This window comes from Xanthomonas prunicola (genome assembly GCF_025266575.1).
Classification (GTDB): Bacteria; Pseudomonadota; Gammaproteobacteria; order Xanthomonadales; family Xanthomonadaceae; genus Xanthomonas; species Xanthomonas prunicola.
Genome location: NZ_CP096142.1, coordinates 1083970 through 1096195 on the forward strand (window position 1 = coordinate 1083970; position 12226 = coordinate 1096195).

10 protein-coding genes and 1 other RNA gene are annotated in these 12226 nt (G+C 64.7%); 3 read left to right on the forward strand and 8 right to left on the reverse strand.

From position 1 onward, the window contains the following. Positions 1-73: 73 nt before the first annotated feature. Entirely contained in the window at positions 74-2269 is a 2196-nt protein-coding gene (locus M0D43_RS04575; RefSeq protein ID WP_252163719.1) for a TonB-dependent receptor, read from the forward strand. 7 nt (positions 2270-2276) lie between these two features. Here M0D43_RS04575 and M0D43_RS22125 read toward each other — a convergent pair whose 3' ends face one another. From M0D43_RS22125 to M0D43_RS04590, 3 genes are all read right to left on the reverse strand, one after another. Beyond that, positions 2277-3092: a hypothetical protein gene (locus tag M0D43_RS22125; protein ID WP_425510643.1), complete on the reverse strand. Its 816-nt coding sequence runs from the start codon at positions 3090-3092 to the stop codon at positions 2277-2279. Positions 3093-3778: 686 nt separating this feature from the next. After that, a non-coding RNA gene (locus M0D43_RS04585) (sX9 sRNA) lies at positions 3779-3851 on the reverse strand. A 60-nt stretch (positions 3852-3911) separates the two neighbouring features. Continuing rightward, entirely contained in the window at positions 3912-4361 is a 450-nt protein-coding gene (locus M0D43_RS04590) for a DUF4440 domain-containing protein (protein ID WP_252163720.1), read from the reverse strand. Positions 4362-4938: 577 nt separating this feature from the next. Here M0D43_RS04590 and katG point away from each other — a divergent pair. Beyond that, complete coding sequence (gene katG / locus M0D43_RS04595) at positions 4939-7188, forward strand: catalase/peroxidase HPI (RefSeq protein WP_252163721.1); 2250 nt, start codon at positions 4939-4941, stop codon at positions 7186-7188. 112 nt (positions 7189-7300) lie between these two features. Here the strand turns inward: katG and M0D43_RS04600 are convergent, their stop codons facing one another. Next, positions 7301-7708 carry an Hsp15 family ribosome-associated heat shock protein gene (locus tag M0D43_RS04600; protein ID WP_101363414.1) on the reverse strand — a complete coding sequence of 136 codons (408 nt, stop codon included), beginning with the start codon at positions 7706-7708 and terminating at the stop codon, positions 7301-7303. A gap of 341 nt (positions 7709-8049) precedes the next feature. On the opposite strand from M0D43_RS04600, the gene M0D43_RS04605 reads away from it, so the two are divergent. Continuing rightward, complete coding sequence (locus M0D43_RS04605; protein ID WP_252163722.1) at positions 8050-9546, forward strand: MATE family efflux transporter; 1497 nt, start codon at positions 8050-8052, stop codon at positions 9544-9546. Positions 9547-10010: 464 nt separating this feature from the next. Here the strand turns inward: M0D43_RS04605 and rplS are convergent, their stop codons facing one another. The 4 genes from rplS to rpsP form a co-directional block, all read right to left on the reverse strand. Then, entirely contained in the window at positions 10011-10418 is a 408-nt protein-coding gene (rplS, locus tag M0D43_RS04610) for a 50S ribosomal protein L19 (protein WP_005989873.1), read from the reverse strand. 144 nt (positions 10419-10562) lie between these two features. Continuing rightward, positions 10563-11321: a tRNA (guanosine(37)-N1)-methyltransferase TrmD gene (trmD, locus tag M0D43_RS04615; RefSeq protein WP_252163723.1), complete on the reverse strand. Its 759-nt coding sequence runs from the start codon at positions 11319-11321 to the stop codon at positions 10563-10565. A 65-nt stretch (positions 11322-11386) separates the two neighbouring features. Continuing rightward, on the reverse strand, positions 11387-11899 hold the full coding sequence (rimM, locus tag M0D43_RS04620; protein ID WP_252163724.1) for a ribosome maturation factor RimM: 513 nt from the start codon (positions 11897-11899) through the stop codon (positions 11387-11389). A gap of 43 nt (positions 11900-11942) precedes the next feature. Next, positions 11943-12200: a 30S ribosomal protein S16 gene (gene rpsP / locus M0D43_RS04625; protein ID WP_101363418.1), complete on the reverse strand. Its 258-nt coding sequence runs from the start codon at positions 12198-12200 to the stop codon at positions 11943-11945. Between the last annotated feature and the right edge of the window lie 26 nt (positions 12201-12226).

A 12226-nucleotide genomic window follows, 5' to 3' on the forward strand; every position in this document is an offset into this window, starting at 1 on the left:
GTGCCCTGTCGCGTTTCCTCCACCCGGCGCGCCCGCCGGACCCGCACCCTCCCTTTCCAGGCCCACGGTCCCTATGTCCCTTCACTCTCGCAGCCCGCGTGCCTCGGCGCTACCCGTCGCCTGGATCTTCAGCGTCGCAGCGGCGACGGCCTTGCACCCGGGCAACGCCGTCGCGGCGCAGGGATACGATCCCAACGCGCGTACGCTGGATGCGATCAATGTCCAGGCAGAGTCTCTACCCACGCCCCTGCTGCCCACCGCCGGGCGACTCGGCCTGTCGCCGGCGCAGACACCGGCCACACTCGATGCGATCGATGCCGACACCATGCAAGCGCGTGGAGTGCAGAGCGTCGAGCAGGCGGTGACCACCCTGCCCGGCATCACCAGCGGCGGCTCGCCAGGCAATCTATCCACCCTGACGATGCGCGGTTTCAGCGGCGACCAGATCACCATGTTGCACAACGGGCTTTATCTGGGACCGTCGAGCATGACCACACGCCCGCAGAACAGTTTCAATCTGCAGAGCGTGGAAGTGCTCAAGGGGCCGGCATCGGTGATCTACGGACAAGGCGCGATCGGCGGCGTGGTCAATGTGATCGACAAGCAACCGAGCTTCGACACGCCCAGCTACGATGTGCTCGCCGGCGTCTCGCGCTTCGGTGGCCGGCAAGCAGGACTTGGCGGTGGTGGCCGCCTCGACGACAGCGTGGCCTATCGCGGCGATATCAGCCGGGTATCCTCGGACGGCTTCGTGCACGCCACCGGCTCGGACACGCTCAATGTCAGTGCCGCGCTGCTCTGGCGACCCAGCGCCACGCTGCGCGCGCAGGTATCAGTGGACTACGCCAACGACCATCCCAGCACCTATTTCGGCACGCCGTTGCTACCCGACGCCGCTGCACGTGCGCCGCTGCACGACGCGCTGCGCAGCACCGATGGCCTGGTGGTGGATGCGGCCCTGCGCCGTAACAACTACAACGTCGCGGACGCAGACATCGCCTCGCGCCAGCTGTGGCCGCAGGCCTGGCTGCTCTGGTCGCCGAACCAGACCATCAGCGTTCGCAGCCTGCTCTATGCCTTCGACGCCTCGCGCCGTTGGGTCAATGCCGAAAGCTATGCCTACAACGCCAGCAACGGGCGGATCGATCGCGACCGTTTCTTCGTCTTCCATCGTCAGCATCTGTGGGGCAACCAGACCAGCGTAACTATCGACCAGCCGGTGGGCGGGCACGCCAATCGACTGGTGGTCGGGCTGGACTACAACCGGATGCAGTTCGTGCGCGAGCGCGGCTTTCCCGATGGCGACAGTGTCGATATCGATACGCTGGGACCGAGCGGTGTCTTCGGCGAGCGTCAGCGGCGACGCAGTCCGACCCGCTGGACCAATACCGCGCTGTTCGTGGAAGACGCGCTGGACCTGGATGCACAGCTGAAACTGGTGCTGGGCGGGCGCTGGGACTCGCTGGATCTGGATCGTCGCAACTTCACCGCGGACGGCCAGTTTCAGGCCGCCACCAGCTTTTCGCGGCATTACCGGCCGAACAACGCCCGGGTCGGGTTGGTATACGCGCTGACCCCGACGGTGACGCCCTACATCTCCTACACCACCGGCAGCGATCCGCCTGGTTCCAATATCTTGCTGGTCAATGCCGGCGAAGACTTCGGACTCAGCACATCGCGTCAGTACGAAGCCGGCATCAAGGCCTCAAGCAAGGATCAGCGCACCAGTGCCACCCTGGCGCTGTACGACATTCGCCGCGACAACATCCTGAGCCTGACGGCCCAGGACATGCTCAGCAACATCGGGGCCCAGACCTCGCGCGGGATGGAACTTTCGGCCTCGGCCAGACTCACCGAACAATGGGCTGTGGACGCCAATCTGGCTTACACCGACGCCCGCTACCGCGACTTCATCGACAGCAGCACCGGTCACGACGTCTCCGGCAATCGCCCGCCCAATATTCCGGGCACCGTCTTCAACCTCTGGACCCATCTGGATGCGGTCGGCGCGTTGCCGTTGGAACTCGGGCTCGGCCTGCATGGCGTGGGCAAACGCTACGGCAATACCGCCAACACGTTGCAGCTGGAGCACTACGCGTTGACCGATATCTATGCCACCTATCGGCTGACCCCATCGGTGGCGCTGACACTGCGTGCGGACAATCTGTTCGACAAACGCTACGTGCAGTGGGCCGACATCTCTTATCCCCAACAGGTGATGCTGGGCCAACCGCGCAGTTACGCGCTTAGCCTGCGTGCCACGTTCTAGCCGGCGCCTATGGGCGCATCTGGCATGGCTGCATCGGTGGTTCGGGGTCGCAGTGTGCCTGGCGTTTGTGGTGTGGTTCAGCAGCGGCATCGTGATGCTGTTCGTGCCGTTCCCCTCCCTGCCCGATAGCGCCCGTCGCGCCGGGAGCGAACCGCTGGTGCTGGCACAGGTCAAGATCGCGCCGGCCATGGCCCTGGCGGCCAGCGGCGGCGGCGACGGCATGCGCTTGATCTCGGTCGCCGGGCAGCCGCGCTATGTGGTCGATGGCGCCATCTCTGTGCGCAGCGTCGATGCGCACAGCGGAGTCCTGCTCGGCCTGCTCAACAGCACACAGGCACGCGAGGTCGCTACGCGCTTCGCCCATGCACGGGTGCGCCGGCTGGTCGGGCCACTGCAGGTGGACCAGTGGAGCGTGCACCAGCATTTCGATACCTGGCGTCCGTTTTACCGCGTCGAGCTGGACGATGCCGCAGGGACCGAGCTGTACGTGTCCGCCCGCAGCGGCGAGGTGATGCAGCGCACCCGCGCCAGCGAGCGGTGCTGGAATTGGCTGGGCGCGATTCCGCACTGGCTGTATTTCACCGTGCTGCGCCACGACTTCGGCACCTGGGATCGCACGGTGTGGTGGGTGGCGCTGGCCGCCTTGATCGGCGCGATGTCCGGAACCTTGCTCGGCCTGTACCGCACATGGCAGATCCGCATGCGCCAGCGGGCCGGCTGGTCGGCATTTCGTGGCGTGCTGCGCTGGCACCACGGACTCGGCCTGGGCGGCGCGGCGATCGTGCTGGTGTGGATCTTCAGCGGCTGGCTGTCGATGGATCATGGTCGGCTGTTTTCGCGTGGGCAGCCGTTGCCGCAAGCGGTACAGCGCTACGCGGCGGCCTCGCTGCAAAAAGCGCTGGCGGGCGTCGCACCTGGCGCACTCCAGCCACTGGATGGCAGCAGCGAGATCGCGTTCAGCGTCGTCGGCGCACAGGCATGGGCAAGTGGCCGCGGCGGCGGGGTCGCCAGCGCCACCTTGGCGTTGTCCGGTCTGTCCGCAGAGCGCATGTCGGCGCAGGCACGCCGCGCCGCGATTCTCGCCGCGGCGGCCAAGACATGGCCACTGGCGGCCGATCCCGACCACAGCGACGCGCAACACGATGACGCCTTGTACCGTGAGGCCGACGCCATTCCCGACGATGCCCTGCGCCTTGCCCTGGCAAGGCCGCAGGACGCAGCGCTCTACGTCGACGCGCAGACCGGCCGGCCACTGCTACACCTTGATGCAAGCCGCAAGGCCTATGCCTGGTTGTACTTTGCGCTGCACACCACCCGCCTACCAGGCCTGAGCACCCATTCGCGGCTGCGACTGGCGTTGCAACTCACCGTGCTGGCGATCGGCTGGTGTCTGAGCGTGACCGGCGTCATCCTGGCCTACAGAAGGCTGCGTGCCAGCGTACGGCCGCGCCGCTGCATTGCGCGTCCTCCGCCCAAGGCGCATAACCGAGCACTGAGACGGCTTGGCGCCGCTAACAACCCGTAGCGGGCAGACGCCAGCTGGGCGTGGACAGTGCGCGCAGAACCGGGGTGGCAGGGGCATGCACATTCCGGGCGCCGGCCACGCTTGCCTGACGGCGAACGCTGTCGTTTTGTCAGCGCCCTAGACGCCTTCCGACGCGCGCGAGGAGTGGTGCCCGGTGATCAACCACTGACCCTCGATCTCTTCGAAGGTGAACAAAAAGCGGGCGTTCACTGGTTCGGACACGCCCTTGCGAACGAACACGAAGGTATACAAGCCACCGATCACCACCGTGCCTAATTTGGAGCTCACCCGCTTTTTCTGCACGGTGACGCCGCAACTTAAGCCATCGACCGCCAGGAAGGACTCGAAATAAGTGCGTCGGTCCTCATACCGGCCACGGATATCGTCCGACAGCGTGGGCACCAGGATCGCGTCGGCCGCGTACAACGCGAGCAAGGCATCGATATCGCGCTTGCCCACGGTTTCCGCCCAGCGCAGCAGCACCTTGCCTGCCTCGGTCAGGCAATAGGCGGCAGTGCGCGCGGGGGCAGCGGTTTGGGGAGTCTCAGCAACGGCATTGGCAGTCATGGGAGTTTCTCTTAGCGGCGTCGTGAAGCGGGCAAGCGAGATACGCCTGGCGCATCTGTTACAACATAACAAATGCGTTGGCGCGATGCGTCGGCGCGCTACTTTGGCCTGAGCGTCGTGCCCTCGCCGCCGGTGGCGCAGGGATATCAGCCATGTGCAGCATCCTCACTCGCCCCTGGCACGCCGGCCGCTTGCGTGGGTTTCCTGTCGCTGCCGATCGCGGTGCACGCGCAGATGTGTGAAGCAGGAGGTTGAATCGAATGAAAGCGGCATGCTGCAATCGCCGCGCGGATACTGCGGCAGTCGCAGGCCAATAGCTAAAAACTATCGCAGTAGTCATATCATTCTAATTCCTCTAATCGAAAGGACGGCTTATCGTGCCTGCGTTGATGCAGTAGAGCCGGCTAGCCTGCTCGCCCGGATCGCCGTCCTTCCGCCACCTCGCACCGCTGCGCACCGCAACAGGAATCAGATCGCTGCGCATCGCAATCCTCTCTTTCACGTCTCTGTTCGTCTCGCACGCGCCGGCCGCATGGGCGCGCTGCTTCCCCAAGTGCCACCGCACACAGGTACAGCCATGACCACCGAAGCAAAGTGCCCGTTCAACCACGCCGTCGTCGGCACCGGAACCACCAATCGCGATTGGTGGCCCAAGCAGCTGCGCGTGGATCTGCTCAACCAGCATTCGAGCAAGTCCAATCCGCTGGGCCCGTCGTTCGACTATGCCGAAGCGTTCAAGCGCCTCGATCTGCAGGCGCTCAAGCAGGATCTGCATGCGTTGATGACCGATTCCCAGCAATGGTGGCCGGCCGACTTCGGCCATTACGGCCCGTTGTTCGTGCGCATGGCCTGGCATAGCGCCGGCACGTATCGCATCGGCGATGGACGTGGCGGCGGCGGACGTGGGCAGCAGCGCTTCGCACCGCTCAACAGCTGGCCTGACAACGTCAATTTGGACAAGGCGCGCCGCTTGCTGTGGCCGATCAAGCAGAAGTATGGCCAGGCCATTTCCTGGGCCGACCTGATGATTCTCACCGGCAACGTCGCGCTGGAATCGATGGGCTTCAAGACCTTCGGTTTTGCTGGAGGCCGCGAAGATACCTGGGAGCCGGATCAGGATCTGTACTGGGGTCGCGAAACCAAGTGGCTGGGTGGCGACGAGCGCTATTCGCGCGGTTCGCCGGGCGTCGACACCGATGGCCACGGCGTGATCGACATGGACGACGACAGCGAAGTACCGCACAGCCGCGACCTGGAGAACCCGCTGGCCGCGGTGCAGATGGGCCTGATCTACGTCAATCCGGAAGGCCCGGACGGCAAGCCCGACCCGATCGCCTCGGCGTGCGACATCCGCGACACCTTCGCGCGCATGGCCATGAACGATGAAGAAACCGTGGCGCTGATCGCCGGCGGCCACACCTTCGGCAAGACCCACGGCGCCGGCCCGGCCGACGATGTGGGGCGCGAACCTGAGGCCGCGGACCTGGAAGCGCAGGGCTTCGGCTGGCACAACAGCTTCGGCAGCGGCAAGGGCGGCGACACGATTACCAGCGGTCTGGAAGTCACCTGGACCACCACGCCGGCGCAGTGGAGCAACGACTACTTCGACCACCTGTTCGGTTTCGAGTGGGAACTGAGCAAGAGCCCGGCCGGCGGGTACCAGTGGGTCGCCAAGAACGCCGACGCCATCATTCCCGACGCGCACGATGCGTCCAAAAAGCATCGCCCGACGATGCTGACCACCGATCTGGCACTGCGCTTGGACCCCGCGTATGAAGCCATCTCGCGTCGTTTTCATCAGCATCCCGAGCAGTTCGCCGATGCATTCGCACGCGCCTGGTTCAAGCTCACCCACCGCGACATGGGCCCGCGTTCGCGCTACCTGGGCGCAGACGTGCCTGCGGAAGAGTTGGTATGGCAAGACCCGTTGCCGGCGGTCGATCACGCATTGGTCGACGCGCAGGATGCAGCCGCGCTCAAGCAGACCATCGTGGCGTCCGGCCTCAGCGTGGCGCAGTTGGTGTCTACTGCGTGGGCGTCGGCCTCCACGTTCCGCGGCTCGGACAAGCGCGGCGGCGCCAACGGCGCACGCATCCGCCTGGCCCCGCAGAGGGACTGGCAGGCCAATCAGCCCGAGCAACTCGCCAAGGTGCTCGGCAGGCTGGAGCGCATCCAGGCCGACTTCAACGCCGCGCAATCGGACGGAAAGAAGATCTCGCTGGCCGACCTGATCGTGCTGGCCGGTAATGCGGCCGTCGAGCACGCAGCGCAGGCCGCCGGGCACAGCGTCACCGTACCGTTCGCACCCGGCCGCACCGATGCGTCGCAGGACCAGACCGATGTGGAATCCTTCGCCGTGCTCGAGCCGGTGGCCGATGGCTTCCGCAATTTCGCCAAGCGCCGCTACGCAGTGCCAGCCGAGGCCCTGTTGATCGACAAGGCGCAGCTGCTCACCCTCACCGCACCGGAGTTGACCGTGCTGGTCGGCGGCTTGCGCGTGCTGGGCGCCAATGTCGGCGATTCGAAGAACGGCGTGTTCACCACCCGCCCCGGTGTGTTGAGCAACGACTTCTTCGCCAACCTGCTCGACATGCGCACCGAGTGGAAGCCCACGTCGGAGGCGAAGGATCTGTACGAAGGTCGCGATCGCAGCACGGGCGAACGTCGCTGGACCGGCACGCGTGTGGATCTGGTGTTCGGCTCCAACTCCATCCTGCGTGCGGTAGCCGAGGTCTACGCCAGCGCCGACGCACAGGAGAAGTTCGTGCACGACTTCGTTGCCGCCTGGACCAAGGTGATGCAGCTGGATCGTTTCGATCTGGCATAAGCACCTTCACTCACATGCCGCTGCACAACGCATGTGAGTGAGCACCGCAACACGAACGCCCCGGGTGATCGGGGCGTTTGCGTTTGCAAGGTTTGCTAACCGCAGCTGCGCGCTACAACGCGTCGATATCGCCCAGTGCAGTGATCAGCCGGCGCGCGCGCTTGTCCGGCTTGCCCTCGGGCGCACGATAGCCAGTGCGCTCGGCTGCGCGCTGTAGGCGCCATTGCGCGCGGGCTTCGCGCGAGCCATCGCTTTCAACATACAGCGCCTGTGCGACCGGCGCCGGGCCGCGTACATCACTGAGCGCGGCAACGGTGATCTCGAAGATTTCGCCACCGCGGTCGATACGCAACTGCTCGCCGCTGCGCAGCGTGCGCGATGGCTTGGGACGCTGCCCGGCGACATCCACCTTACCCGTCTCCACTGCGTTCTTGGCCAGGCTGCGTGTCTTGAAAAAGCGCGCCGCCCACAGCCAGACATCCAGCCTGACCGTTGTCGTCTGTTCCTGCTCCAGATTCATGCGTCTCGCGGTCTCGTGTCGTGCGTTGGCTCGCGCGGCACATCGTGGGATGCACGCAAGCACTGCGATCTTTCGGAGCGCCGGCGTGGCGGCCGGCGTGGTCGGCGACGATGGTTTGCGCCAAAACCGATGTTTGGGCAGTGGCTGCGGAACTCAAGCGGCTAGAACCAGAAGCATCCTCGAAGAGGCGCGGCGACACTGCGCTGGCTACCTTCAGCCACAACAGCCAGGCCAGTGGATCCGGGCGCCGGTCCTGTTGCATTGCAGCCGCATGCACCGTGCATCCGGGCTCACCCGCGCAATGCTAGTGTGCGCACCTTCTGCGCCATGATACGACTGCGATGCCCAAATCCGCTGTCCTGACCGAAGGCCCGATCGGCAAGAACCTGCTGTTGTTCGCACTGCCGATCATGGCCGGCAACATCGCCCAGTCGCTCAACGGCTCGGTCAACGCGATCTGGATCGGCCGCTATCTGGGCGAAGAAGCGCTGACCGCGGCGGCCAATGCCAACAGCATCATGTTCTTCCTGATTGGCTCGGTGTTCGGCATCGGCATGGCCTCGACCATCCTGATCGGCCAGGCAATGGGCGCGCGCGACATCGCCCAGGCGCGCAAGGTCATGGGCACCAGTGCGAGCTTCTTCGGCGGATTGTCGGCCGTGATCGCGGTGTTCGGCTGGTATCTGGCACCGCACCTGCTCACCGCGATGGGCACGCCGGCTGCGTCGCAAACGCTGGCGGAAGACTATCTGCGCGTGATTTTCCTGGCGATGCCGACGCTGTACCTGTTTGCCTTCCTGTCGGCTGCATTGCGCGGCACCGGCGATGCGCGTACGCCATTTCGTTTCTTGTTGCTGTCGGTACTGTTGGATATCGTGTTCAACCCGTTGCTGTTGTTCGGCATCGGCCCGTTTCCGGCATTAGGCATTGCCGGTGCAGCCTGGGCCACGTTGATCGCGCAAGTCGTCGCACTCGCCGGGCTGCTGATTTATCTGCGCAAAAAACGCCATGTCTTGTGGCTGGGCCGGAACGACCTGCGCCTGTTTCTCATCGACACCACCATCTTGCGCGCTCTGATCGTCAAAGGCGTACCGATGGGCTTACAGATGGTGATGATCTCGCTGTCGATGATCGCCATGCTGTCGCTGGTCAACAGCTTCGGTACCGAAACCGCTGCTGCGTTCGGCGCTGGGCTGCAGCTGTGGAACTACGTGCAAATGCCGGCAATGGCGGTGGGTGCCGCCTGTTCGACGATGGCCGCCCAGAACGTCGGCGCCGGTCAGTGGCCGCGCGTGGATGCCGTCGCGCGTACCGGCATCGCCGCCAACTTCTTGATGACGGGCCTGCTGATCGTGCTGCTGATCTTGTTCGATCGCTGGACCCTGGCCCTGTTTCTGCCCGAAGGCAGCGCCACGCTGGAGATCGCGCGACACCTCAACCACATCGCGATCTGGTCGTTCCTGCTGTTCGGTGTCAGCTTCGTGGTCTCGGGTGTGGTGCGCGCCACCGGCGCGGTGATTCCGCCGTTGTTGATTCTGGCGTTTTCGCTGTGGGGCGTGCGCGTGCCGCTGGCCAACGTCCTGCTGCCGCATCTGGGCGCCGACGCGGTGTGGTGGAGCTTTCCGATCAGCTCGACCTGCTCGATGCTGCTGTCGCTGGGGTATTACCGCTGGGGCGGCTGGCGCCAGGCACGCATGCTGGCCACGCCCACCCACCTGTCCGAACTGGCAGCGGCGGCCGAAGTACCAGCGCATCCGGCATCACCGGTCGCCGACCCGGCCCCGCTCACCGGCGTGCCAGGCGCACAGCAACCGCTACCGCGGGCGCCGCAGCCTTAGTCGCGGTTGCTGCAGGCGTGCGAATGGATTCCGGGAGCTGCACTCCCTACGCCAGAGCACCACGAGCAATCCAACGTCAGCAGCTGAGGACGCGTCCATCCAAGCGCGAACTCGTCGTGAGGATCTGCGCGTGGTGCGGATCTGAAAGACGCTAGCGAGGTCTTGCGTATCGGCGCGACGAATACCTGCAATCCACAACGGTCTTCTGACGTTGATCCAACCAGACCGGCAACAACTACATAGCAAGCGAGCGTCGACTTGGCGCGCATCGAGTGCCGGGAATCGTCGCAAAACCAAGCGCCCTGCGGACAACACCGACCGCGCTCGCTTCACAGACTCCGTCAACGCCAGTCGCGATTGCCACGACCCCACGTCAGAACCGCTGGGACATGCATTCCCACACACGCAAACAGCCGCCCGAAGGCGGCTGTTTGGCAATGGCGGGGCAACCCCGCCATTGTGACTTACTCAGCCTTGGCAGCAGCCTGGCGAGCGGCCTTGGCCTGTGCGGCAGCGGCCAGATCTTCCTTGATGCGGGCAGCCTTGCCTTCCAGACCACGCAGGTAGTACAGCTTACCGGCGCGCACCTTACCGCGGCGCTTCACTTCGACCGAGTCGATGATGGCGCTGTGGGTCTGGAACACGCGCTCGACGCCGAAGCCGTGCGAGATCTTGCGCACGGTAAAAGCGGAGTTCAGGCCGGCATTCTTGGTCCCGATCACGACGCCCTCATAGGCCTGCACGCGCTCGCGGTTGCCTTCCTTCACCTTGACGTTCACCACAACGGTGTCGCCCTGGTTGAATTCCGGCAGCTTGCGCTGAATCTGGGCGGCTTCGAAGTCAGCCAGGATGGTCTTGTTGAGTTTGCTCATGATGGGCACCGCGTGTCTGGTGATATTGGACCGGCAGTCGCCGCACGGCGATTGCTCGAGGTTCGTAAGAGGGCCAGACGCAAGGCTGGCCAGCAAGCCGCATATTGTACCCCAATCAATCTTGCAAGAGCTAGCGGTGAGCCCTTATTTCTCGTCGCCCGGGGCGAGTTCGCGGCGAAACTCGTCCAGCAGACGGCGATCGTTCTTGTCCAACCCGGCCTCGTCCAGCAGATCCGGGCGACGCAACCAGGTCCGGCCCAGCGACTGCTGCCGGCGCCAGCGCGCGATGGCGGCATGGTTGCCCGAACGCAGCACGTCCGGCACATCGCCCCAGGCATGGGTAGACGGATGGCTGTAGTGCGGGCAATCCAGCAGACCATGCGGCCCTTCGAAACTGTCCTGCGCGGCAGATTCGGCGTCGTTCAACACCCCGTCCTGCAAGCGCGTCACCACATCCACCACCACCGCAGCGGCCAACTCGCCTCCGGACAACACGTAGTCGCCGATGGAGATTTCCATATCCACCGCCTGCGCCAGGAAGCGCTCGTCCACCCCCTCGTAGCGCCCGCACAGCAGCACCATGCGTGGCAACTGGGCCAGCTCGCGCGCAAGCTCCTGTGTGAGCGGGCGCCCCTGCGGACTGAGGTAGATCACCGGTGCCGGCCGCGCATCTGCGGCTTGCACCGCATCCAGGCAGGCCCGCAATGGCTCGATCAGCATCACCATGCCGGGCCCGCCACCGAATGGACGGTCGTCCACGCGGCGGTAGTTGCCCTGCGCATGCTCACGCGGATTCCAGCCCTGCAATTCCAGCAAGCCACGCTCCTGCGCGCGCCCGACCACGCCGAACGCCGCGCATTGCGCGATGAACTCGGGGAACAAGCTAATGACGTCGATGCGCACTGGAGAATCGGGGATCGGGATTGGGGAATGGGTAGAGCAAGCGCAGAGCCGAAGCGCCGCTTTGATCAGAAATCCGGATCCCAGTCGACCACGATCAGATTGGCCTCGAAGTCCACGGATTTGACGAAATCCGGAAACACAAACGGAATCATGCGCTCGCGATCGCCACGCACGACCACCACGTCATTGGACCCAGTGGAGAACAGGTGCGACACCGTGCCGAGCTTGACGCCCTCGACGGTCTCCACCTGCAACTCTTCAAGATCCACCCAGTAATACTCATCTGGCTTGGGTGGCGGCAGCGCACTGCGCGCGACGTAGATTTCAGTCCCGTGCATGGCTTCAACCGTGTCACGGTCGGTGACGTCGGGGAACACCGCAATCAGATTCTTGCCCTGGTCACGCCCACGCACGCCGCTGATCAAAGACTCCTGTCCCGACGGCGCGCGCACGATCCACGGTTGGTACCGGAAGATCGCACTACGCGGCTCGGTCCAGGATTCGAGCTTCAGCTCGCCCTTGACACCAAAAGCGCCGACAACCCTGCCTAACAGGATGCGGCGCTCGGTCTGCTTCATCTGCGTCGACTCTGGGCCGGGTGGCGACACCCGGCCCTCAAGATCAGGCCGCGACGGCCTGGGACTTGGCTTCGCGATACAGGTTGCGCACCTTGTCGGTCAGCTGCGCACCGTTGCCGACCCAATGGTCAACGCGGGCGATGTCCAGCACAATGCGCGGTTCTGCGCCCTGCGCAACCGGGTTGTAGTAACCCAGACGCTCGATGTTGCGGCCGTCGCGCGCGCTGCGCACGTCGGTCACGATGATGTGGTAGAACGGACGCTTCTTGGCGCCGCCGCGGGTCAGTCGAATCTTGACCATGGTGTCGTTTTCCTGAGTTGCCCAGT